The sequence below is a fragment of the Shumkonia mesophila genome (genome assembly GCF_026163695.1).
In the GTDB taxonomy this organism is placed as follows: domain Bacteria; phylum Pseudomonadota; class Alphaproteobacteria; order Rhodospirillales; family Shumkoniaceae; genus Shumkonia; species Shumkonia mesophila.
The window spans coordinates 1-22,160 of the sequence record NZ_JAOTID010000027.1 but is presented as its reverse complement, the minus strand read 5'-3'; the positions used below and the strand labels follow the sequence as shown (position 1 = coordinate 22,160).

Here is a 22,160-nt window from a genome sequence, read left to right as displayed (position 1 = left end):
GGAAGCGGAATCAGGGGGCGGCAGCCGGCTTCGCGGGCTTGAGTTTCTTCCGCTCGTACATGCGGGCGTCGGCGGCCCGCGTCAGCTGCTCGACGTCGGTCGCATCGTCGGGGAACAGCGCGCAGCCGACGCTGGCCCCAATGACGATGCCGATCCCCTCGACCGCGTAGGGTTCGGCGATGGCGGCTTCGATGTCGCGGGCGACCGCAGCCGCCGCCTCGGCGTCGCGCACGTCCGACAGCACGACGACAAACTCGTCGCCGCCGACCCTGGACACCGCGTCGCTTTCCCGCGCGCGGCCGAGGATGCGCGCCGCGATCTGGCGCAGCAATTCGTCACCGACGCTGTGGCCGTGGGCGTCGTTGACGTCCTTGAAGCCGTCGATGTCGATGTAGAGCAGGCCGAAACACCCGGTGCGCCGGCGCGCCTGGGCGGCCAGCATGCGGACCTGTTCGTGGAACAGCTCGCGGTTGCCAAGCCCGGTCAGCGGGTCGCGCAGGGCCGAGCGCTGGAATTCCAGCTCCTTGCGCCGCCGGTAGAGGGCATAGGAAACGCTGCGTTCGAACTCGAAGCGGGCGAAGCGCCATTTGGTCAGGTAATCGAGCGCGCCCAGTTCGAGGGCCTGGCGCGCCACGTCCTGCTTGGCGTGGGCGGTGAGCAGGATGAACGCGGTCGGCACGTGGGTGGCGTCGGCCTGGCGCAGCACGTCGAGCCCGGTCTCCTCGCCCAGCAGGTGGTCGAGAAAGCAGATGTCGTAGGGACGCGACGCCAGGCGGGTCAGCGCGCCGGCAACGTCGGCGGCGCTGTCGATGGTGGCGTCTTCATAGCAGGTCTCGACGAGCAGCCGCAGAAACTCGGCGTACTCGACGTCGTCCTCGACCAGGAGGAAGCTCAGTTTCTCGCGCCCGCCGGCCATGATGCCTCGCAGAATTCCACCCCAAGCCGCCAACGTAACGTGCCCCCGGGGTTTGGGGAAGGCCCAACCGCTGGCGGGAGTCAAACGAAAGCCGCCCTTTGGGCGGCCGACGAGACGGGGGAAAGTTGGTGTCCCCTAGGGGAGGGGGCCCCACCCGGAAAAAATGGCGGAAATCCACGGAAATTTGCTTCCGATTTCGAAGGCGGCGTACCATAGAGGTGTATCAATATCCAGCGTGCTGCCGCACACCGGCTAGCAGTTTCTGCTCGGTGCCGATAGCGGATCTCGTGCTTCAAGGCCACCCACAGATGCCCGGCCACCGCCTCCTTGGGCGCGATGCGGTTCCAATGACGAAGAACCGCCACCTGCACCCACGTCAGATGGACGGCATTGTTGACGTGGCCCATTTCATCGATGTCGGCGGCGGCGACATCAAGATCGTATTCGTAGGTCTGCGGGGCGTGCTGGGATGGACGTCGCCCGTTTGAAGCGGTCCAGGCGGAAAAGATGAGGATCGACGCAGGGCGTCCGGCCCATGACCAATTCGGCCATCAGCTTTCCCGCCCCCGGCCCGATGCCGAAGCCGTGGCCGGAAAAGCCGCTCGCCAGGAAGAAGCCAGGAATGGCGTCGACCGGCCCGATCACCGGCGTTGCGTCGGGAGTCACGTCGATCAGGCCCGCCCAGTTTTGGGTAATCCGCGCCCCGGCGAAGGCCGGGAACGCCCGGCGAAGATTGTCCAGGCCCTCGCGATTGAGCGAGGGGATCGGGGCGGGGTCGAGCACCCGCACGCGTTCAAAGGGAGAGATCTCGTCGAGCCGCCAGTGCCGCGGAATTCGCCATTCCTCGACGAAGCGGCGGCCGATGCGCAATCTGAACTCGCGCCAGGTTTTGACAAGGCTCGGCAGGTAGTCGACGAACAGGCGGAAGCTGTCCGGCACGATCGGCGCGAGGGTGGCGTTGCGCCTAGCCACCGAGAAACTGCCGTCGAGCCGTTTACAGAATGAGAAGTCGCCGCCCCCGACCGGCATCTGCGGAACGCCCTCGACGGTGCTGATCCGGGCGACCGTACCGAGGACCTTAAGCTGCGGGAAGTCGATGCCGAGGTTGCCGGCAAACAGGCGCGACCACGCCCCGCCGGCCAGAACGGCCGCGTCGCAGCCGACGGCGCCCCGTTCCGTCACCACGCCACACACTCGGCCGGCCTGACGTTCGACGCCACGTACCGCGCAGCCGGTTGCGATGCCGACCCCCGCCCGCCGCGCCGCCTCGGCGATGGCGGGGGCGGCCATGGCAGGCTCTCCCCGACCGTCGCTCTCGGTATAGAACGCGCCCTTGAACGAACGGGCCAGGCCCGGCAGATGGGCGGCCAGTTCGTCCCGGCCCAGGAAGCGGGACGGCAGGTCGAACCGGCGCGCGTGGGTCAGCCAGTCCTCGTACTCGGCCATGACGCGGGCGGAATCGATCAGATAGGTGATCCCGGTGCGGCGGAAGCCGGTTTCGGCGCCCACCCTCGCATTCATCCCTTCCCACAACCGCAGGCTTTCGATGGCAAGCGGAAGCTCGGCGGGGTCGCGGCCCATCTGGCGGACCCAGCCCCAGTTGCGGCTGGACTGCTCGGCGCCGATCCGCCCCTTCTCGCACAGCAGGACCTTGAGGCCGCCCTCGGCCAGGAACAAGGCTGTGGACGTGCCGACGATGCCGCCGCCGATCACGACCACGTCGACCTTTCGCGGCAGGGTTTCGTCACCGATCACAGAATCGAGCGGATTTTCACCCATTCAAACGCCTCCGGGATCAAACGGCCTTGTGGAACGCTTCAGTGGCTAAACAAATGCCTCGGAAGCCACAGGGCGATCTCCGGAAAGATCGCCAGAGTGACGGTCCCGATGCAGAGCAGGAAGAAGAACGGGACGGTCGCCCGCACCGTGCTCTCGAAGGTGCGTCCCGTAAGCCCCTGCAGGATATAGAGATTCAGACCCACGGGCGGAGTGATGGCACTCATCTCGATCATGATGATCAGATAGATGCCGTACCACACCGGATCGAAGCCGGCATGCACCACCAGCGGTAGCACGATCGGCACGGTCATCACCGTCATCGAGGAGCCGTCGATGAACATGCCGAGCACGATGTAGATGAGGGTCAGTATGAACAGCAACAGGTACGGCGACAGCTTCCATGCCGCGATGGTTTCGGAAATTGCCGTGGGGAGATTGATGTAGGCGATCGCCGCGGAAAGGAGGGAGGACGAGGCGATGAGGATGCACAGCATGGCCGAGATGCGGATGGTGGCGCCCAGCGAATCCCGCATCAGCATCCAGGAGAACTGCCCGGTCGCGATGGTGATGATGATGGCTGCCAGCACGCCTACGGCCGCGGCCTCCGACGGCGTCGCCAATCCGGAATAGATGGAGCCCAGCACGATCACCATGAGGATGATGATCGGCATCAGGTTGCCGATGCTTTTCAGGATCTCGCGCCAGCCGATGGGCGTACCGTCGCGCGGTGCCGCCTCCGGGTTTCGCCAGGATCGAAGAGCGATGTAGCCGGAATAGAGACCCGCCATCATCAGCCCCGGCACGATGCCCGCGGCGAACAACTGGGCGATCGAAACCTCGCCGATCACGCCGTAGATGATCATGGCGATCGAAGGCGGAATAAGCAGGCCGAAGGTGCCGGCGCCGGCCAGCGAACCCGAAGCCAGATCCACGGCGTAGCCGCGCCGGATGAGTTCGGGGATGGTGATCTTGCCCACCGTGGCGCAGGTGGCGGTACTCGAGCCGCTGATGGCGGCAAACAGCGCGCAGCCAAGCACGTTGGTGTGCAGGAGCCGGCCGGGGATCCGCTTGACCAGCGGGGCCAGCCCGAGGAACAGCCGCTGCGAGATGTCGGTGCGGAAAATGATGTCGCCCATCCAGATGAACATCGGAATGGCCGCCAGTTCCCACGAGACCGCCTTGGAGGCGATCACCTTGGAGGCGATCAGGCCGATCCGCGTCGGCGGGTAGCCCAAGGTGATCGACAACGTGCCCAGTGCTGCCATCAGCAACCCGACGAAGATCCACATTCCGGCGCCGAGAAACGCGGTGGTAAGCGCAAGAACGATCAGGCCGGACGTCAACGTATCCATCGGCAATCCTTCCATTCCGCAAGCCCGGTCGGCCGCCGGGCGTGGGCGGTCCTCCTAAAGCACCAGCGTGGCGTCGGATTTGTATCGGGTGGTCAGCAGGAGAAGCAGGCGAACGAGAAATTGAAGTAACAAAAGCGACAGCCCGACGAAAAAGATGGCGTCGGGAATCCAAAGGGGAATGGGCATCATATGCTGGGTCGTGGTGCCGCGGACGAAGTCACGCGACAGGATGTACCACTGAAAATACAGCAGAAATCCGAACGCCCCGATCGCGCAGGCCAGTGAGAATCCTTCCACCCACGGACGGACGGGCGGCGGCAGCCGCCGGGTGACCACGCTTACCCGGATCATGGTCCCCTTCTCCAGGGCCCAGGCCATGGCGAGGAAGGTGATGGCGGCAACCCCGTATCCCACCAGCACGTCGGTCATGTAGGTGGACAGCGAAAAGTACCGCAAACAGATTTCGGCGATGATGAGGCTGGTCATCAAGACCAGCAGAATGCCGGCGGTAACGGCGGCAAGGGTGTTGAGCCGCGATGAAACCGCGGCAATCAGACCGATCCAGCGTGGTGGTGCCTGCGGCCGGTCCCAGCCCTCGACCTCTGCCATGCCCGTTTTCCTCCCCGCCAGACTCCGCATCGTTCGCCCCGACGAACCGCCGGGACCGGGCCTCACCCAGAGCCTGCAAAGGGTGAGGCCCGCAGCTGCGATACGCCCTCGCAGGCCGTCAGCCCGCGATCTTGGCGACTTCGTTGAGGACCTTTCTGCCGCGATCGCCGACTTTCTTCACCCACTCCTCCTTGACGGGTTTGGCGGCCTCGGACAGCACCTTGAACGCCTCCGCCGGCGGCTCGCGAGTGATCTTCATGCCGTGGGCTTCCATGGCCTGGTAGCCCTTCTCGACCGACTCGGCCGTGGTCTTCCAGGCGTAGTCGTCCGCCAGTTCCGAGGCCTCTTCGAGGGCCTTGCGGGCCTTCGGTGACAGCTTGTCCCAGGCGTCCTTGTTCACGTGCATCACGAACAGCGCCATGACGTAGTTCATGGCCGTGAAGTTGTTCACGTAATCCCATACGCTGAGGCGCATGCCGCCATCGGCCGAGGTCAACACCGCGTCCACGCCGCCGGTCGAAAGCTGCGGCACCAGGTCGGCCCAGGCGATCTGCAGCGGCGAGGCGCCGGCGGCCTTGAAGGTCTTGGTGCCGATGGCATCGTAGGTGCGGATGCGCAGGCCCTTGAGCGCCTCGACCCCGTCGATCGGCATCTTGGCATGAATGCCGCTCGGCGCATTGGGCATGGCCCACAGCGCCACCATGTTGTGGGCGGCGAAGATCTTGGTGAATTCCGGTTTGGCGATTTTCCACACCTTCCGCATGTCCGCCAGCGTCGGCACCAGGAAGGGCAGGGAGGTAAGGTCGAAGAACGGATCGATGCCGCTCAATTGCGACGTAAGCGTGATCGCGCTCTCCACGAGCCCATCCTCGACCGCGCTGAACTGGTCCACCGACTTGTAGCCAAGCGTTCCGCCCCCGTGATAGGTGATCTCCAGTTCGTCGCCGACCCGCTTCTTCACCTCGTCGATGAAGTACCGGCAGTCGATCCCGGTCAGGGAATTCGGATCGTATTCGTCCGCCAAGCCCCACTTTCGGGGGGCGGCATAAGAGATCCTCGGCAAGGCCGACACGGCGGATGCGGCCACCATTCCGGCCGACAGCCGCAGGACATTCCTTCGCGTGATGCGCATGTTAATTCTCCTGCTGAACGTTCACCCAAACGGCCTCGAAGTTCACGATACTATCCCAATTACTAGCCCAATTAAAAATATTGGATTAGTCACCCATGTTCCGCGGAAACGGCTTTCGGCGAGCCCCAGATCGGTTGGCCCGATCCTTCATCGTCCTTTTCCCGGCGCCGGATCGATCGTCCCGTAGTGCTGGCGGATGTAGTCCTCGGAAAACTTCCCGTCCTTCAGGTCCGCCCTCACTGCTTCGGCCGCCCGTTGCGACGGTTCGCCGTAGCCGCCGGCCCCGGCGGTCTGCATCACCACCAGGTCGTTGGGCGTCACCTTGACCCGGGGAACCTTGGTCGGCAGCACCTCCAGCGCGCCGTCCGCACTGCGGATACCGAAGAAGCCTGTCTCGCCTTCCTTGCCGCCGAACAACCCCCAGGGCTTGTGGGTGAACCGCTCGGCGGTGCCGCCGAAGGTGCAGTCCGTCGTCAGGGGGCGGATGACGCGACGCAGCCCGCAGCCGCCGCGGAAGCGCCCGGCGCCACCGGAATCCTCGACGATGGCGTATTCCTCGACCAGCAGGGGGAATTCCCGTTCGATGGCCTCGATCGGCGTGTTGGCGGTGTTGGTGACGTGAACCTGGACCGCGTCCTTGCCGTCCTTGGTGGCCCGGCCGCCGAAGCCTCCGCCCATGGTCTCGAAGAAGTAGAAGGGGTTGCCGGTCCGCGGATCGGTTCCGTAGAGGTAAATGCCGGTATTTGAACCGTTGGACGCGGCCACGACGCGTTCCGGCAGGGCGTCGGCCAGCGCGCCGAGGATGACGTCGACGATCCGCTGGCTGGTGTAGGAGCGGTTGGTTACCGCAGCCGGGTAGCTGGGGCGCACGAGCGAGCCCTGCGGCGCCTCGACCTCGATCGCGCTGAGCAGCCCGTGGTTGTTGGGGATGTCGGGATCGAACAATCCCTTGAAGGTATAGATCACCATCGACACGGTATCGACCCAGGGGGAATTGACGTTGCCCGGGGTCTGCGGCGCCGTGCCGGTGAAATCGACGATCAGGCGGCCGTCGGTCTTGCGGATCGTCACCGCCACCGGCAGGTCGTGGTTGGCCACCCCGTCATCGTCGAGAATGTCGCGGAAGGTGTATTCCCCGGCCGGGATCATTTCCAGCGCCCGCTCCATGCGCTCGCGGGTGCGGGTGATGAGTTCCTCGAACGCCGCCTCGACGAAATCGGCGCCGTAGCGGTCGCAGATTTCCTTCAGCCGCTTGACGCCGAGCGAGACCGCCGCGAACTGGGCGTAGTAGTCGCCCCGCCGCTCGTCGGCGCCGCGCACGTTGAGCAGCATGATCTCGAAGATGTCGCGATTCAGCGTCCCTTTGCTGAACAGCCGGACCATGGGGATGCGGAAGCCCTCCTGGAAGATCTCGGTCAGGCCGCCGCTGGCCCCGCCGACGTTGGATCCGCCGATGTCGGCATGGTGGGCGGTGCAGCCACTGAATCCCACCAGCCGTCCGCTGTGGAAAACGGGCGCGATGATGCAGACGTCGGGCAGGTGGCCGCCGGACGCCGCGTAAGGGTCGTTGCCGACGAAAACGTCGCCCTCGTGGATGTCGCCCTGGTACTTTTCCACCAGCTTCGAAATGGTGCCGGAGATGGCGCCCACGTGAACCGGCAGCGAGCGCTTGGCCTGCATGACCAGGCGCGCCTTGGCGTCGAACAGCGCGGTGGAGTGGTCGCACCGCTCCTTGATGTTGGTGGAATAGGCGCTCTTCTGCAACGCGACGAAGGTTTCGTCGGCCACCGAGCGCAAGGCGTTGGACAGGATTTCGAGGGTGATCGGGTCGTGGGCGACGGGCTTAGGCATGGCTCTGATTCACCGTGACGAGGATGTTTCCATAGGCATCGACGCGGGCGACGTCGCCGGGGAAGATGGCGGTCGTGGCGTCCATCTGGTCGATGATGGCCGGTCCGACGATGGCGTCTCCGGGTTGCAGGGCGTCGCGGCTGAAAACCGGGGTCGTCATGGTGGAGGTGGCGGAGAAGCGGACCGGGCGGGTGTGCGTCGCCATGGGCGTGCGGGTCGTGGTGATCGCTCGTTTGGCGGGCCGCGGCGCGCCCAGCGAGGCCCGCGCCGTGGCCCGGCAGTTGACGATCTCGACCGGTGCCTCGAGGTTGGCAAAGCCATAGGCCCGCTCGTGGGCGGCGAAGAAGCGCTCGAGGATCACCGGCAGCGAAGCGATGTCGATGTCGCCGTTTCCGGTGCCGGTGCCGACATCGACGGTGAGCTCGAAGTTCTGGCCCTTGAAGCGGGTGTCGAGCGAGAAGTCGATTTGCCGGCGGGTTGGATTTGTCTTTTCGGCCTCGAACCAGACCGCCGCCTGTCGCTCCAGGGCCGAGAGCCGCTCGCGCAGGTTCTCCATCGTCTCGGATGTGCACGGGAACACGCTGCTGAGGACGAAGTTCTCCTGCAGGTCGGCGTCCGCCAGGCCCTGGGCGCAGACGATGCCCGGCGCCAGGGGAATGAGGATTTCCCTCATGCCAAGGGCCACCGCCACGTCGCGGGCATGCAGGCCGCCGGCGCCGCCGAAGGGCATGAGCGTGAAGTCGCGCGGATCGTGGCCCCGTTCCACCGACAGCGTGCGGATGGCGCGCACCATGTTGACGACCATGACCTCCAGCAGACCGAGCGCGGCCTCCTCGACCGTCTTGCCCATGGGATCGGCGACCGTGGCGATGGCCCTGCGGGCCGGTTCGACATCCAGCCGCATCTCGCCGTTCAGCAGGGTTTCGCTGAGGCGGCCGAGCACGAGGTTGGCGTCCGACACGGTCGGCAGCGTGCCGCCCCGGCAATAGCACGCCGGTCCCGGTTCCGCGCCGGCACTCTGGGGGCCGACCTTGAACAGGCCGTCGGCGTCGAACCAGGCGATGGAGCCGCCCCCCGCGCCCACCGTGGTGATGTCGATCATCGGCAGCATGATGGGGAAGCCGTCGACGTCACGGCCGTGGCTCAATTCGGTCTTGTAGTCCTGGATCAGGGCCACGTCGGCGCTGGTACCGCCGATGTCGAGGGTGATGATGTTCGGCCGCTCGGCCTCGCGGGCGATCTGGATAGCCCCCACCACGCCCGCCGCCGGTCCCGACAGCGCCATGCGGACCGGAAAGGCGCGGGCCACATCGAGCGACATCAGGCCGCCGCTCGACTGGTTGATGCCGACCCGCGCCCCGGGAACGGTCTGCTTCACCGTATCCACCAGGGACGACAGGTAGACGTCGAGCCGCGGCTGGAGATAGGCATTGATCACCGTGGTGGCAAACCGCTCGAACTCGCGGAACTCCGGCTGGACCTCCGACGACAGCGAGATCGCCATCCCGGGTAGCGCCCGGCGCAGCGCGTCGCCCACCTCGCGCTCGTGATCGGGGCGCAGGTAGGAAAACAGGAAGCACACGGCCACCGCCTCGGTCCCCGACGCGCGGAGCGCTTCGATGACGCGGCCCAGGCCCTCAGAATCCACGGGCGTGCGGACCGAACCGTCCGCCGTGGTGCGCTCGCCGAGCTCGAAGCGGTGCCGGCGAGGCACCAGGGCCTCGGGCTGATCGAGCTGGAAGTCGTAGATGGCGGGACGGACCTGGCGGCCGATTTCGAGGACGTCGCGGAAGCCCTTGGTGGTCACCATCGACACCGCCGCGCCGCGCCGCTGGATTAGCGTGTTGGTTGCCACCGTGCTGCCGTGGCACAGACGCTCCACGTCGCCCAGCGGTATCCCGTGGGCGGCGCTGAGCTCGCGAAGCCCGGCGATCACCGCGTCGGTGGGGTTGGACGGAGTGGAGGGGCGCTTCCAATAGCGGATTTGCCCGGACCCGCCGTCAAAGGCGAAAAAGTCCGTGAACGTGCCGCCGACATCAACGCCGATCATCCAACTCATGGGATTATTCCCTCACCGCATCGCCTCGCCGATTTTCTCAGTATTCCATGGCCCACATGTAGCGGCGTACCGTCAGCGGGTGGCCGCGCGATTCCGACAGACGGATCGCGTAGGTGCGCAATAGCGGCTGGAGGATCAGCGGCTGCATGTAGTCGATGACATCGGTCTCGATACCGGCGAGATCGAGTGCCTCGATGTCGATGGTCAGGATCTTGTCCGTGAACTTGCGGGTGAAATCGAGTGCCCGCTGGTCCATCTTCCGGCACGCGCCGGTCCCCAGCACCAGGATGAAGGGAACCATGTCGTCGGTGATCTCGAAGGGACCGTGGAAGTATTCGCCGGCGTGGATGGCTTGGGTGTGAATCCACTGCATCTCCTGGAGGATGCAGATGGAGAACGAATAGGTGACGCCGTAGTTGGGGCCGCTGGCCAGGGTATAGATAACCGGCTCGCGCCTCACGGCCTTGGCCCAGCGCAGGGCGTCCGCGTCATGGGCCGCCTGGGCGCGGGCCACCAGGCCGGGCAGGGCCGACAGGCTCCTGGCGAGGGCCTCGTGCTTGCGGTTGCCCTCGCGGTCGCGCAGAAGCCCGAACGCCAGGCTGAGCAGGGCGGGGCCGACACCGTCCGCGTTGCCTTCCACCGGTTTCGAGACATAGAGAACGACGCTGTCGACGGCCTTGGCGAGGTCGGATTCGGGCTTGGTGGTCAGGCCGATGGTGTAGGCGCCATGTTCGCGCGCGAACTTGGCCGCCGCCACGGTTTCCGGCGTGTTGCCCGAACTGGAGCACAAGACGACCACGCTGGAGGATCCCAGCCTGGGCAGGTCGCGGGCGACGAATTCGGCCGAATTGTACGTCTCGGCGACCAGCGAGGCGGACTCGCGATCCAGGACGTACTTCGGCGCGTGCATCTGCGCGAACGAACCGCCGCACGCGACGAAGAAGACGTTGGCCAGTTTCTCGCGCTTGGCGACGGCCGCCAGTGCGGCCTGGATATTCCGTTCAAATGCGTTGTCCATAGTTCACCGTTCTTTTTTTCTGGTTTATGAGCGAGCGCTCAGAGACATCTCTTCGGGCGACAGCCCGGTGATCGGGATTCCGTGGCCGAAGCCGCCCAGCCAGCCGCAGGCGGCGGCGGCCGTGCGGGTGCCACTTTGCAACGCCGGCTGGACGGCGCCGTCGGCCAGGTAGCGTGTGAGAAAACCGGCGATGAAGGCATCCCCCGCACCGAGGGTATCGACGACGGGGGTCGGCAGAACCTCCTGGCGGTAGAGCGTGCCGTTCACATAGGCGAACGCCCCGTCGCCGCCGCGGGTCATCACCACCGTCCGCGGCCCCGCCGACGACCACTGGCGCAGCATTTCGATGCATTCCGGGTCGGGATGGCCCGCATGGGACAGAAAGGCAATGTCCACATGGGGCGCCAAACGGGTCCTCCTGTCGTCGGTCCAGCGGTTGGAGAAATCGTAAGACAGCCGAGTCGCGGCCGCCGCAATGGCCGGGATCATCGCGTCGTTGTCGCTGCAATAGCTGGAGTGCACGACGTCGAAGCCCTTGATATAGGCGAAGTCGCCGGCATCCAGTTCGTAGCGTGCCCGCACGCCCGCAGTCGATTTTACGAACTCCCGGTCGCCGTCGCGGTGCCGGACCAGCACATGGGCGTTCTCGCCGTCGATGCGACGGCAGCGGGAAAGGTCCACCCCTTCGGCCGATAGGGCATCGTGCAACAGGCTGCCGAAGGCGTCGTTGCCGAGGCAGCCCAGATAGCCGGCGGCGCTTCCCAGGCGCTTGGCGAGCACCGCCACGTTGACCGCGTTGCCGCCGGGGAACATGATGTTCCGATCCACGTAGATGTCGACGGTGTTGTCGCCGAGCCCGAGCAGGCGGATGGGGGGATTCGTCACGGCTTTGCCATCCTTGCGGGATTCGAACCTGCGGCCATGACGGGCTTCCCTCACGATCCTTATTTTGTCATAAACTAGACCAGATAATAGCCCAATTCAAGATATTGGGATAATATTTTTGTATCTGGTCTGGTTTCTGCCATCGCCGGTGCGGCGCATCCAGTGAATCCCGCGAACGCCGGTTGACATCGCCGTTCCGCCCGCTCACAAGCGTGAATCTGGCTGCGATCGTAATGGAGGGCTTGGCTGGTGGTCTATTCCGGCTTCGCAGGAATGGGGGCGCCGATGGTAGGCCTGTTTGCCGGACGGTGAAACCCGGTCGAGGAATGGCATGACGATGCTTCGCTACCAGAAGGTCGAAGAACACATCAAAGAGCTTCTGAAGTCCACTGACTATGCGCCCGGAGATCGGCTGCCGTCGGAGCGCGATCTGGCCGCCGCCCTCGGCGTCAACCGCTTGACCGTGCGGCGCGCCGTCAACAACTTGATCAAGGCCGGCCTGCTGGAGGGTAATGGCACCAGCGGGACCCGTGTCGCCGCTCCCAAGATGGTACGCCGCGTCGACATCTACCGTTCGGTCGGCGTGCACCGTGTCATTACCGGCCTGGGCGGAGCGCCGAGCAACAAGCTGCTCCACTTCCAGATCGCCACTGCCGGCTCCAAGGTTGCCGACAGGTTGAAGATAGACGAGGGCGACGAGATCATCATTGTCCGCCGGGTATGGAGCATCGACGCCACGCCGTTCAGTATCGAGACGAGCCACCTGGTGTCGCGGTTGGTGCCGGGCCTGACCGCCGACGATCTGGTCTCCGGCCAGTCGCTTTACGGGTTGCTGGGATCGCGTTATGGCATCGAGACCGTTAACGCGGAACGGACGATCACCGTGGCCTACGTCAACGAGATCGAGGCCCGGCTTCTTGACGTCGAACCCGGCACGGCGGTTCTCGCCCTGAAGCTGGTGGTCGAGACCAAAGACAAGCAACCGATCGAATACCTGAGTTCGATCAACAATCCCAAATTGGTCGTCTTCAGGACTTTGTCGGCCGATCAGGAATGACGGGACTAAACACCTCGCGGTCCGGAACGGTCCCGTGATTGACCGTAACCACGGTGCCCCATCCGTAAATCTGCCCGAACGGGTCGACAGTAATTCCGGTACGGACAGACTGTCGACAAGTTAAGATGGTTGCGAGCCCCCGCAACCAAAAAATATCCGCCAGATCAATGGTCTAGAGGCTTTTTCTACCCGCATTATGGAAGCGCAAAAATCCGCCTCCAGCGCCTCCGGCGCTTGGCCTTCCACTTATAGAAGGTCGCCTCGCTGACCCCGTGGCGGCGGCAAACGTCCGCCGTCTTCCCCCCGGCCTTCTGCTCCCGCGGGACGCCAATGATCTGCTCTTCCGTGAACCGGCTGCGCTTCATTCGTCCGTCTCCTCGTCTTGCGACGGGCTCTACCCATTCTCGGAGGAATTTTCCGGGCTCACGTCAGTATTCACATCTAGATGTTCCGCAACCTGTTCCCGTGACAATGCCCGGCAGCTTGCCGCCTGAGGCCGGCGGGATCAGCGGCGAAGGCCGCGATCTCCCTCGATGTTCCCGCAGCGCGGGGGCGCCGCGTGCAACTCGATCCCGGCCCCTGCGAACAGGGCGTGATAGTGTTCGTCCAACCCGGAATCGGTCACGATGGTGTCGATGTCGTCGAGGCCGGCGAAAAAGGCCGGTTTGACCTTGCCCAACTTGCTGGAGTCGACGACCACGATCTTGCGGAGTGCGATGGCGATGGCTGCCTGCTTGACCGGGACCTCGTGAAAATTTGAACAGCTTACGCCCCGCTTTTCGTGCACGCCGCCAGCCGACAGGAAGGCCTTGTTGATACCGATCTTCCGCAGCATTTCCAATGCCTCGGCGCTGGCGAACGAAGCCGAGGATGGATGGTAGATTCCCCCTAGGAGAATGACCTTGAGATTTGGCTTCTTACAGACGATTTCCGCCACATTCATTGCGTAACAGACAACCGTCAGGGACAACCCGGCGGGAATGCGCCTAGCCAGATGGGGCATGGTGGTGCCGCAGTCGATGAAGATGGTATCGCCGTTTTCGATGGACGACACGGCTTGTTCACAAGCCTCACGCTTGTTGTCGATGTTGCTGTCCGCTTCGCGGTCGAGGAAATATCCCATACTGCCGGGTTCGTTCTGAGCACTGACGATATGTCCGCCCAGATAGGTGAACCGTCCCTCGCAGGAAGCGACATCGCGGCGCACCGTCATCTCCGAGACGCCGAGCAGGGCAGCTGCTTCTTTGAGATGCAGTGAGCCCCTCGTCTCGAGGGCCTCTGCCAGGACGGCTAATCGGCTGACCCTTTGCTTTTGCATTGTTTTCCCCACCAATCCCTGCACCCATCAAGCGGCATCCAGACGGATCATAAACACTTGCCGACCGGAATTCTCGCCAACGCGTTGCCCGGCGCGCTCAAAGCACGCCAAGCGCAGTCCCCCAAACCGACTTGGCCTCGCTGGCTACCGGTATCCCTCCTCGTATAACGCCCCCCCCCATACAACAAGCAAGCTCAAGCTGTCACGCCACATCATAACATTTCATGCTTTAATCTTGACATAAATGCGCTATTCATGAAAATATTATCTCATATTATGTTATAAAAATAACACACGCTTGATGCGTGTCGATCAAGGAGTTCACCGTCCATGGGGGCCGTCCGAGCCATCCGGAAACCCACCGATCTCGCCAAGTTCATCGACCATACGATTCTGCGGCCCGATGCGACGGCGAGCGACGTTGGTCACCTGTGCGAGGAAGCCGTCACCCATGGTTTCCATTCGGTGTGCGTCAACCCCTTGCATACGCAGCTCGTCGCCTCGGCGCTTGCTGGCAGCGCGGTTCGGACGTGCGTGGTGATCGGTTTTCCGTTGGGGGCGATACCGACCGCACTGAAGGCGGCGGAGGCCGAATGGGTCGTCGCCCATGGGGCGCAGGAAGTCGACATGGTCATCGACATCGGCAGCCTGAAGGCCGGGGACCTGCGGGCCGTCCGCGACGACATCGCCGCCGTCAAGAAAGCCTGCGGCAAGGCCCTTTTGAAAGTCATCATCGAGACGTGCCTTCTTGAGGATCACGAGAAGGTGACCGCCTGTCAGATCAGCCGCGACGCCGGGGCGGATTTCGTCAAGACGTCAACCGGATTCAGCCGCGGCGGGGCGACGGCGGACGACGTCGCCTTGATGCGCCGGACCGTCGGCGACGCCTTGGGCGTCAAGGCGTCGGGCGGCGTGCGGACCTATGCCGATGCCGTGCAGATGATCGACGCCGGGGCATCGCGGATCGGCGCCAGCGCCAGCGTCGCCATCGTTTCGGATTGAACGGGGGGCAGACATCCAGCGCTTGTATGCCTCAACGATCGGGCCGCCGGTAACAGCGGAAATCGACAATAAAAGAACCCTGATGGAGGACAAACAGATGGAGGACAGAATGAAGACGTTACTGACATCGTTAGTTCTTGCCACCGCCCTCGCCACCGGTTCGGCGTTCGCGGCGAATGGTCCCGTCGATACCTCGCAGGTCCGCAAGGACATTGTGACCAGCGCCACCGGCAAGAAGTATTCCATCGCCACCGTGGTCAAGGTCGACGGCATCGCCTGGTTCGACCGGATGCGCGATGGCGTAAAGCAATTCGGAGCGGACACCGGACAGGATACCTGGATGGTCGGCCCCAGCCAGGCCGATGCCGCCGCCCAGGTCCAGATCGTCGAGAATCTGATCGCCCAGGGCGTCGATGCGATCTGCATCGTGCCGTTCTCGGTCGAGGCGGTCGAACCCGTTCTCAAGAAGGCGCGCGACCGGGGGATCGTCGTGATCGCCCATGAAGCCTCGAACATCCAGAACGCCGACTATGTGCTGGAGGCCTTCGACAACCTGGCCTACGGCGCCAAGCTGATGGAAATCCTGGGCGGCTACATGAAGGGCGAGGGCAAATACGTCGCCACGGTCGGCAGCCTGACCTCGAAGTCGCAGAACGAATGGATTGACGGCGCCATCGCCTATCAGAAGCAACACTTCCCGAAGATGACGCTGGCGACCCAGCGCCTGGAAACCTATGACGACGCCAACACCGACTACAACAAGCTGAAGGAAGTCCTCACCACCTATCCCGACATCAAGGGGATCGTCGGCGGGCCGATGCCGACTTCGGCGGGGGCCGGACGCCTGATCGCCGAACGCGGCCTCAAGGACAAGCTGTTCTTCTCGGGGACCGGCCTGGTTTCGGTTGCCGGCGAATACCTCAAGGGCGGTGACATCCAGTACATCCAGTTTTGGGATCCCGCCGTTGCCGGATACGCCATGAATATTCTGGCGGTGATGGCCCTGCAAAAGAAGAACGGCGAGATCAAGGCCGGCCTCGACCTCGGGCTGCCGGGTTACACCAAACTGATTACGCCGGTCGCGGGCAGACCCAACCTGCTGTACGGCGCCGGCTGGGTCGGCGTCACCAAGGACAACATGTCCAAGTACAATTTCTGACCACCGGACGGCGGAGGCGTCGCCCACCGGCGCCTCCGTCCCATCTTCCCGACGCGAACGTCCCTTATGGATCGGGATTCCGATGTCAGACGCTCTTATCGAACTGCACAATATCGGCAAAAATTTTTCCGGCGTCCGGGCGCTGGACGACATCTCGCTGACCATCCGACCGGGCGAGATCCATTGTCTGGCCGGCGAGAACGGATCGGGCAAGTCGACCGTCATCAAGATCATCTCGGGGGTCTATCAGCCCGATGCCGGCGAAATCCGGATCAACGGCACGGCCGTCCGCCATCTGACGCCGATCGAGTCCATCGGCCACGCGATCCAGGTGATCTACCAGGACTTCTCGCTGTTCGGAAACCTCAGCGTGGCGGAGAACCTGGCCCTCAACAGCGAGCTCAGGGCCCGGCGCCGGCTGGTGAATTGGCGCAACGTAAGGGAAGTGGCGCGCCGCGCCATAGCCCGGCTGGGCGTCGATATCGACCTCGACGCCGACGTCGAAACCCTGTCGACGGCGGGCAAGCAGATTGTCGCCATCGCCCGCGCCCTGATGTCGGACGCCCGCCTGATCATCATGGACGAGCCGACCACCGCGCTTACCCGCAAGGAGGTCGAGACGCTTTTCCGCATCGTCCGCGACATCCAGCGCGACGGCATCGCCATCCTGTTCGTCAGCCACAAGATCCGCGAGATGCTGGAAATCAGCGAGCGTCTGACGGTGATCCGCAACGGGCGCAAAGTCGCCGAAGGCCCGATCGGCGACTTCGACGAGGCGTTGGTGATCCGCCACATGACGGGCCTGGACATCCTGACCGAAAGCTTCACCTGGCAGCCGGACACCTCCGCCCCCCAGACCCCGCGCCTGGAGATCGAGAACCTGTCGGCGCCGCACCTGTTCGAAAGCCTGAACTTGACGATTCACGCCGGGGAAATCGTCGGCCTGTCCGGCCTGTTGGGATCCGGACGGACGGATATCGCGCTGGCCCTGTTCGGCATGGTTCCCCATTACAGCGGAACCGTCCGGATCGACGGCAAGCCGGTGGCGCTGACCAGCGTGCGCAAGGCGATCGACGCGGGCATCGCCTACGTGCCCGAGGACCGCCTGACCGAAGGCCTGTTCCTCAGCCAGTCCATCGCGCGCAACCTCTTGGCGACATCCTATGATTCGCTAGCATCGCACCTCGTCATCGACGGCGCCCGCGCGCAGGCGGTTACGCAGGACACCGTCGCCGCGATGCAGATCGCCACGCCCAGCGCCGAAAAGCTCGTCGGCGAGCTGTCCGGCGGCAACCAGCAGCGGGTGGTTCTCGGACGCTGGCTTCTGACCAACGCCAAGGTCCTGATCCTCAATGGGCCGACGGTCGGCGTCGACGTCGGATCGAAGGCCGAAATCCACCACAAGATCCGTGAACTGGCCCGGACGCGGGGCCTCGCCGTGCTGATGATTTCCGACGACGTATTGGAACTGGTCCAGAACTGCAATCGCATCATCGTCATGCACCGCAACCGGTTCGTCGAGGATATCGATACCCGTGTGGCCACCGAGCGCGACGTCAGCGACAAACTCAAGGCGCTTACGTGAGAGGGCGGCGATGAAGCTTTTCCGCAGATCAGAAACCGTCATCGCCGCCATCCTGCTTGGCGCGATGGTTCTTATCGGCTTGGTCAATCCGGCCTTCTGGCAACTCGACAATTTGTTCAGCCTGCTGCGCAGTAACGTCGTCATCGGCATCATGGCCCTCGGCGTCCTGATCGTGATGATCTCGGGCGGCATCGATGTGTCGTTTCCCGCTTTCGCCGTCGCCGCCATGTATCTGACCATCAAGGGGATGCTGTATTTCAGCTACGACGGCGTGATCATCCCATTCATCGCCGCCGCGACGATGGGGCTGCTGTTCGGCTGCCTGAACGCCTTCTTCGTCTACAAGTTCCGCATGATCCCGCTGATCGTCACCCTGGGCACCGGCAGCATGGTGCGGGGCTTCCTGCTGGGGGTCGTCGGCACCAGCATGATCAACATCAACAAGATGCCGCAGGTGCTGATCGACTTCGCCAAGACCGAAATCGTCAGCGTGACCAAGCCGGACGGCACCCATTTCGGCCTGACCGCAATGGTCCTGGTCTATCTGGGGCTGGCGCTCGCCGTTCACCTGATCCTGCGCCAGACCATGATCGGGCGCAGCGTCTACGCGCTGGGCGGCGACGCCGAGGCGGCCAAGCGGGCCGGCTTCAACATCCGGAAGACGCTTTTCTTCATCTATTGTACGGCGGGCCTTCTGGCGGGCTTCGCCGGACTGCTGCACAGCGGCATGATCTGGCTGGCCAATCCGCGCGATTTCGTCGGGCTGGAGCTCGACGTCATCGCCGCCGTGGTGCTGGGCGGCGCCAGCATCTTCGGCGGCCGGGGCAGCGTGCTGGGAACCATGCTGGGCGTCTTCATGCTCGTCATGGTCAAAAACAGCCTAATCATCATGAAGGTGGATACCACCTGGCAGCGGGTGGTGGTGGGCATCGTCATCATTATCGCGACGGCCGTGACCGCCTGGCGCGACCGCAAGCGCCTGGCCTGATTGGAAACCCGATATGAAACTTTCCATCGACTTCCGCAATCTGGTCAATCGCGACAACAACATCGTCCAGCTTGTCGCCATGACGATCGTCATCTTCATCGTCATGGCCGCCCTGAGCCCCGACAAGTTCCTGCGTTTCTATAATTTCGAGTCCATCACCTACATGTTTCCCGAACTGGGCCTGCTGTCGGTCGCCATGATGGTCGCCATGCTGACCGGCGGCATCGACCTGTCGGTCGTGGGAATCGCCAACCTGTCGGGCATCCTGGCCGGGGTCTTCTTTCACGCGGTCCTGAAAAACGCCGGCGCCGGTGGAGAGGTGACCGTGGTGGCCCTCGGCATCCTGCTGGCCCTGGTCGTCGGCGTGGCCGCCGGGGCCCTGAACGGCTTTCTCATCACCCGGCTGAAGATCACGCCGATCCTGGCGACGCTCGGGACCGGGCAGGTTTTCACCGGCCTTGCCCTGGTGATGACCGGCGGCCCGGCGATCGTCGGCTTCCCGCAGGCCTGGGCCTTCATCGGCAACGGCAAGGTCCTGGGGGTTGCGCTGCCGTTCGTGCTGTTCGTCGGGGTGGCCGCGATCATCGCCTTCATCCTGTCGCGCACGACGATCGGCGTTAACCTGCTTCTGATCGGCACCAACCCCAAGGCGGCGGTGTTCGCCGGCCTGAGGAAGACGCGCATGATCTTTTACAGCTATATGCTGTGCGGCGGGCTGGCCAGCCTGGCGGGGATCATCCTGTCCGGGCGGACCAACGCGGCCAAGTCCGATTACGGCACGTCGTACCTGCTGCAGGCAGTCCTGATCGCCGTGCTGGGTGGCACCAACCCGGCCGGCGGCAAGGGGTCGGTGCTTGGCGTGAGCATCGCCGTGGTGGCCCTGATGCTGTTGTCCAGCGGCTTCCAGATCCTGCGCTTCAGCAACCATCTGATCGACTTTATCTGGGGCGCCTTCCTGCTGTTGGTGATCGCCATCAACGCCTATAAAAACTGGTCTCGTTAACCCTTGGAGGACGCCATGCATCCGGTGTCGTTCGCCCTGCGCAAGAGTTTTTTCACCGCCGACGAGCGGACCGTTGCCAAAACCGCCGGCATCGAGGTTTCGCTGTTCCGCTATGACAGCGGCGTCGAGGCGATCCGCCTGGCCAACGCCCGCGGACATCTGGTTGTCCTGCCCTTCCTCGGCCAGATGATCTGGGACGCGGTGTTCGACGGCGTCGATCTGACCATGGCGAACATGTTCTCCATGCCCCGCCCGGCCGATGTCATCGTCGGCACCTACGGCTGCCTCGCCTATCATTCCGGCCTGCTGCGCAACGGATGTCCGTCGCCCGCCGACGACCATCCCCCGCACGGCGAGATGCCGTGCGCCCCGATGGACCAGGCCGGCCTCGATGTTGGCGAGGATGCCGAAGGCCCCTTCGTCGCCGTGACCGGTGCGCGTGAATACGTGATGGGCTTCGGTGCCCACTATATCGCCCGCCCGCGGGTGATCTTGCGGCCGATGGCCACCCTGTTCGACATCATCATGGACGTCGAGAACCGTTCGTGCGACGCCATGGACCTCATGTACATGTGCCACGTCAACTTCGCCTTCTGCGAGGGGGCGCGGATCATCCAGCCGGCGCCGTTTTCCCCGGCGGCAACCGTCGTGCGGACCGTTGTGCCGGGCCATGTCAAAACCACCCCCGAATACCTTGGGTTCATCGACGCGCTGGCCAAGGACCCCTCGCTGATGGAGGTCCTCGATGTGCCGGAACGCTACAATCCCGAGCAGGTCTTCTACATCCGGGGCCTGCGGGTCGGGGCCGATGGCCTGGTCCGGCAGATGATGCGCCGCACCCAGGGCGATGCGTTCCATATCGCTTACGATCCCAAGACATTTCCACATACCGTGCGCTGGGTGCTGGTCAACGGCGACCAGAAGGTCTGTGCCTTCGCCTCGCCGGCGACGTGCGAGCCGGAAGGCTATCTTGCTGAACGCAAAAAAGGACACGTGCGGAGCCTGCCCAGTGGCGGCGCCGCCCATTTTGCCGTGCGGTTGGGCTATCTCGACGCCGAAGCGGCGGCCCGCGCCGAACAAACGATCCGCGCATTGTAAGGCAAGGAAAGAGGAGAGGCTCCATGTCCGGTAAGATCGCCGTCGTCGGCAGCAATATGGTTGACCTGATCACCTATGTGACCCGCATGCCCGGCAAGGGTGAAACCATCGAGGCGCCGACCTTCCGCATGGGCTGTGGCGGCAAGGGCGCCAATCAGGCAGTGGCCGCCGCCAAGCTGGGCGCCCGGGTGATGATGGTGACCAAGGTCGGCGACGATATCTTTGCCGACAACACTATCCGCAATTTCCGCGATCTCGGTATCGACACCCGTCACGTGCAGCGGGTTACGGGAACCTCCAGCGGCGTGGCGCCGATCTTCGTCGAGCCGTCGGGCGAGAACAGCATCCTGATCATCAAGGGTGCCAACGCCGAACTGAAGCCGCGGGATGTCGACCTTGCCGCCGACGACCTCAAGGGCTGCGAGCTTATCGTCATGCAGCTCGAAATTCCCCTCGAAACCGCCTACCACACCATTGCGTTCGGCGCCCGCCATGGGATTCCGACCCTGCTGAACCCGGCGCCCGCCGCCCCCGACCTCGACCCGGCGCGGATTACCGACGTCACCTTCCTGGTGCCCAATGAAAGCGAGCTGGCGATCCTGTCCGGCCTGCCGGTCGACGGCGAAAAGGCGATCGAAACCGCCGCCCGTTCCTTGATGGCCAAGGGGATTCGCACGGTCATCGTGACCATGGGTGGAAAGGGTGCGTTGTTGGTAACGCCCCAGGGAACCCGGAAAATTGACGCCGTGGCCGTTAAGCCGGTCGATACCACCGGGGCCGGCGATGCCTTCATCGGCAGTTTCGCGCGCTATTTCACCGAAACCCACGATTTGGATGCGGCCTTGCAGAAGGCCGTCCGGTACGCCGCCGATTCCATCACCAAGCCGGGAACCCAGACGTCTTACGCCACTGCCGATGAATTCGAAGCCATGGTGACCTGCTCCCCGTTGGCCCCTCGTTGATAATGAGAGTCCTCGTTGTTCATACTGCCTCCGCCGCCGGGATGGTTGCGGGCGATCGGCAGAGCTGGTCGGGGTTGCGCAGCCGATCGCCCGCGGATCGGATGCGCGCGACCTCTGGTGTGAGGCCGCCGTGGGCCGAGTGGGGCTGCACCTGGTTGTAGCCCTGGCGCCACCGTTCGATGTTGGCTCGCGCCTCGGCAAGGTCGGCGAAGACTTTTTCGTTCAGGCATTCGTCGCGGAATCACCCATTGAAGCATTCCACGAAGGCGTAGCTTTTTGATGCAAATCCCGTCGGGAGTGTCATGAACCGTCAGATGGCGAAGCGCTGCTCGATGTCGGCCAGCGTTCGGTCGACGGTGGTCACCGGCTGATAGGGCGGGCGGTTGC

At 64.0% G+C, this 22,160-nt stretch carries 19 protein-coding genes and 2 pseudogenes; 8 read left to right on the top strand and 13 right to left on the bottom strand.

Annotation, left to right across the window (positions count from 1 at the left end; all coding sequences use genetic code 11):
• Positions 1-10: 10 nt before the first annotated feature.
• From ODR01_RS23995 to ODR01_RS23955, 10 genes are all read right to left on the bottom strand, one after another.
• Positions 11-916 (bottom strand): GGDEF domain-containing response regulator, encoded by a 906-nt coding sequence (locus tag ODR01_RS23995; RefSeq protein ID WP_316980249.1) that lies wholly within the window; start codon positions 914-916, stop codon positions 11-13.
• Between the two features lie 80 nt (positions 917-996).
• Positions 997-1,425, bottom strand: a complete 429-nt coding sequence (locus ODR01_RS25315) for an acyl-CoA thioesterase (RefSeq protein WP_394356867.1) — start codon at positions 1,423-1,425, stop codon at positions 997-999.
• Complete coding sequence (locus ODR01_RS23990; RefSeq protein WP_316980248.1) at positions 1,349-2,695, bottom strand: NAD(P)/FAD-dependent oxidoreductase; 1,347 nt, start codon at positions 2,693-2,695, stop codon at positions 1,349-1,351. The genes ODR01_RS25315 and ODR01_RS23990 overlap by 77 nt, the downstream gene beginning before the upstream one ends.
• Positions 2,696-2,733: 38 nt before the next feature.
• On the bottom strand, positions 2,734-4,047 hold the full coding sequence (locus tag ODR01_RS23985; RefSeq protein WP_316980247.1) for a TRAP transporter large permease: 1,314 nt from the start codon (positions 4,045-4,047) through the stop codon (positions 2,734-2,736).
• 54 nt (positions 4,048-4,101) lie between these two features.
• Positions 4,102-4,656, bottom strand: a complete 555-nt coding sequence (locus ODR01_RS23980; protein ID WP_316980246.1) for a TRAP transporter small permease — start codon at positions 4,654-4,656, stop codon at positions 4,102-4,104.
• Positions 4,657-4,774: 118 nt separating this feature from the next.
• Positions 4,775-5,788 carry a TRAP transporter substrate-binding protein gene (locus ODR01_RS23975; protein WP_316980245.1) on the bottom strand — a complete coding sequence of 338 codons (1,014 nt, stop codon included), beginning with the start codon at positions 5,786-5,788 and terminating at the stop codon, positions 4,775-4,777.
• Positions 5,789-5,935: 147 nt separating this feature from the next.
• Complete coding sequence (locus ODR01_RS23970; RefSeq protein WP_316980244.1) at positions 5,936-7,639, bottom strand: hydantoinase B/oxoprolinase family protein; 1,704 nt, start codon at positions 7,637-7,639, stop codon at positions 5,936-5,938.
• The gene (locus ODR01_RS23965) at positions 7,632-9,698 is read right to left on the bottom strand and encodes a hydantoinase/oxoprolinase family protein (protein ID WP_316980243.1); all 2,067 of its coding nucleotides are present in this window, start codon (positions 9,696-9,698) and stop codon (positions 7,632-7,634) included. Before ODR01_RS23965 ends, ODR01_RS23970 begins: the two co-directional genes overlap by 8 nt.
• Before the next feature lie 37 nt (positions 9,699-9,735).
• The gene (locus tag ODR01_RS23960; protein WP_316980242.1) at positions 9,736-10,716 is read right to left on the bottom strand and encodes an SIS domain-containing protein; all 981 of its coding nucleotides are present in this window, start codon (positions 10,714-10,716) and stop codon (positions 9,736-9,738) included.
• A 24-nt stretch (positions 10,717-10,740) separates the two neighbouring features.
• Complete coding sequence (locus ODR01_RS23955; RefSeq protein ID WP_316980241.1) at positions 10,741-11,601, bottom strand: PfkB family carbohydrate kinase; 861 nt, start codon at positions 11,599-11,601, stop codon at positions 10,741-10,743.
• A 331-nt stretch (positions 11,602-11,932) separates the two neighbouring features.
• Here ODR01_RS23955 and ODR01_RS23950 point away from each other — a divergent pair, with 331 nt between their 5' ends.
• The gene (locus ODR01_RS23950) at positions 11,933-12,658 is read left to right on the top strand and encodes a GntR family transcriptional regulator (protein WP_316980240.1); all 726 of its coding nucleotides are present in this window, start codon (positions 11,933-11,935) and stop codon (positions 12,656-12,658) included.
• A gap of 233 nt (positions 12,659-12,891) precedes the next feature.
• Here ODR01_RS23950 and ODR01_RS23945 read toward each other — a convergent pair.
• A pseudogene (locus tag ODR01_RS23945) lies at positions 12,892-13,023 on the bottom strand (transposase); the annotation flags it as partial.
• 140 nt (positions 13,024-13,163) lie between these two features.
• Positions 13,164-13,976: a DeoR/GlpR family DNA-binding transcription regulator gene (locus tag ODR01_RS23940; RefSeq protein WP_316980239.1), complete on the bottom strand. Its 813-nt coding sequence runs from the start codon at positions 13,974-13,976 to the stop codon at positions 13,164-13,166.
• A gap of 330 nt (positions 13,977-14,306) precedes the next feature.
• On the opposite strand from ODR01_RS23940, the gene deoC reads away from it, so the two are divergent.
• The 7 genes from deoC (at position 14,307) to rbsK (ending at position 21,773) form a co-directional block, all read left to right on the top strand.
• Entirely contained in the window at positions 14,307-14,978 is a 672-nt protein-coding gene (deoC, locus tag ODR01_RS23935; RefSeq protein ID WP_316980238.1) for a deoxyribose-phosphate aldolase, read from the top strand.
• Positions 14,979-15,087: 109 nt separating this feature from the next.
• On the top strand, positions 15,088-16,137 hold the full coding sequence (locus ODR01_RS23930) for an autoinducer 2 ABC transporter substrate-binding protein (protein ID WP_316980237.1): 1,050 nt from the start codon (positions 15,088-15,090) through the stop codon (positions 16,135-16,137).
• 82 nt (positions 16,138-16,219) lie between these two features.
• Positions 16,220-17,722: a sugar ABC transporter ATP-binding protein gene (locus tag ODR01_RS23925; RefSeq protein WP_316980236.1), complete on the top strand. Its 1,503-nt coding sequence runs from the start codon at positions 16,220-16,222 to the stop codon at positions 17,720-17,722.
• Positions 17,723-17,732: 10 nt separating this feature from the next.
• Complete coding sequence (locus tag ODR01_RS23920; protein ID WP_316980235.1) at positions 17,733-18,710, top strand: ABC transporter permease; 978 nt, start codon at positions 17,733-17,735, stop codon at positions 18,708-18,710.
• A gap of 13 nt (positions 18,711-18,723) precedes the next feature.
• Positions 18,724-19,713 (top strand): ABC transporter permease, encoded by a 990-nt coding sequence (locus ODR01_RS23915; protein ID WP_316980234.1) that lies wholly within the window; start codon positions 18,724-18,726, stop codon positions 19,711-19,713.
• 15 nt (positions 19,714-19,728) lie between these two features.
• Complete coding sequence (locus tag ODR01_RS23910; protein WP_316980233.1) at positions 19,729-20,811, top strand: aldose 1-epimerase family protein; 1,083 nt, start codon at positions 19,729-19,731, stop codon at positions 20,809-20,811.
• Positions 20,812-20,834: 23 nt separating this feature from the next.
• The gene (gene rbsK / locus ODR01_RS23905) at positions 20,835-21,773 is read left to right on the top strand and encodes a ribokinase (protein WP_316980232.1); all 939 of its coding nucleotides are present in this window, start codon (positions 20,835-20,837) and stop codon (positions 21,771-21,773) included.
• 19 nt (positions 21,774-21,792) lie between these two features.
• On the opposite strand, the pseudogene ODR01_RS23900 reads toward rbsK, so the two are convergent.
• Positions 21,793-22,002 (bottom strand): annotated as a pseudogene (locus ODR01_RS23900) (integrase core domain-containing protein); the annotation flags it as partial.
• Between the last annotated feature and the right edge of the window lie 158 nt (positions 22,003-22,160).

What these genes read in the sequence shown, in the direction of transcription:
- ODR01_RS23995 (WP_316980249.1), bottom strand. Translation starts at nt 916, where the DNA reads ATGGCCGGCGGGCGCGAGAAACTGAGCTTCCTCCTGGTCGAGGACGAC.
- ODR01_RS23990 (WP_316980248.1), bottom strand. Translation starts at nt 2,695, where the DNA reads ATGGGTGAAAATCCGCTCGATTCTGTGATCGGTGACGAAACCCTGCCG.
- ODR01_RS23985 (WP_316980247.1), bottom strand. Translation starts at nt 4,047, where the DNA reads ATGGATACGTTGACGTCCGGCCTGATCGTTCTTGCGCTTACCACCGCG.
- ODR01_RS23980 (WP_316980246.1), bottom strand. Translation starts at nt 4,656, where the DNA reads ATGGCAGAGGTCGAGGGCTGGGACCGGCCGCAGGCACCACCACGCTGG.
- ODR01_RS23975 (WP_316980245.1), bottom strand. Translation starts at nt 5,788, where the DNA reads ATGCGCATCACGCGAAGGAATGTCCTGCGGCTGTCGGCCGGAATGGTG.
- ODR01_RS23970 (WP_316980244.1), bottom strand. Translation starts at nt 7,639, where the DNA reads ATGCCTAAGCCCGTCGCCCACGACCCGATCACCCTCGAAATCCTGTCC.
- ODR01_RS23965 (WP_316980243.1), bottom strand. Translation starts at nt 9,698, where the DNA reads ATGAGTTGGATGATCGGCGTTGATGTCGGCGGCACGTTCACGGACTTT.
- ODR01_RS23960 (WP_316980242.1), bottom strand. Translation starts at nt 10,716, where the DNA reads ATGGACAACGCATTTGAACGGAATATCCAGGCCGCACTGGCGGCCGTC.
- ODR01_RS23950 (WP_316980240.1), top strand. Translation starts at nt 11,933, where the DNA reads ATGACGATGCTTCGCTACCAGAAGGTCGAAGAACACATCAAAGAGCTT.
- ODR01_RS23940 (WP_316980239.1), bottom strand. Translation starts at nt 13,976, where the DNA reads ATGCAAAAGCAAAGGGTCAGCCGATTAGCCGTCCTGGCAGAGGCCCTC.
- deoC (WP_316980238.1), top strand. Translation starts at nt 14,307, where the DNA reads ATGGGGGCCGTCCGAGCCATCCGGAAACCCACCGATCTCGCCAAGTTC.
- ODR01_RS23930 (WP_316980237.1), top strand. Translation starts at nt 15,088, where the DNA reads ATGAAGACGTTACTGACATCGTTAGTTCTTGCCACCGCCCTCGCCACC.
- ODR01_RS23925 (WP_316980236.1), top strand. Translation starts at nt 16,220, where the DNA reads ATGTCAGACGCTCTTATCGAACTGCACAATATCGGCAAAAATTTTTCC.
- ODR01_RS23920 (WP_316980235.1), top strand. Translation starts at nt 17,733, where the DNA reads ATGAAGCTTTTCCGCAGATCAGAAACCGTCATCGCCGCCATCCTGCTT.
- ODR01_RS23915 (WP_316980234.1), top strand. Translation starts at nt 18,724, where the DNA reads ATGAAACTTTCCATCGACTTCCGCAATCTGGTCAATCGCGACAACAAC.
- ODR01_RS23910 (WP_316980233.1), top strand. Translation starts at nt 19,729, where the DNA reads ATGCATCCGGTGTCGTTCGCCCTGCGCAAGAGTTTTTTCACCGCCGAC.
- rbsK (WP_316980232.1), top strand. Translation starts at nt 20,835, where the DNA reads ATGTCCGGTAAGATCGCCGTCGTCGGCAGCAATATGGTTGACCTGATC.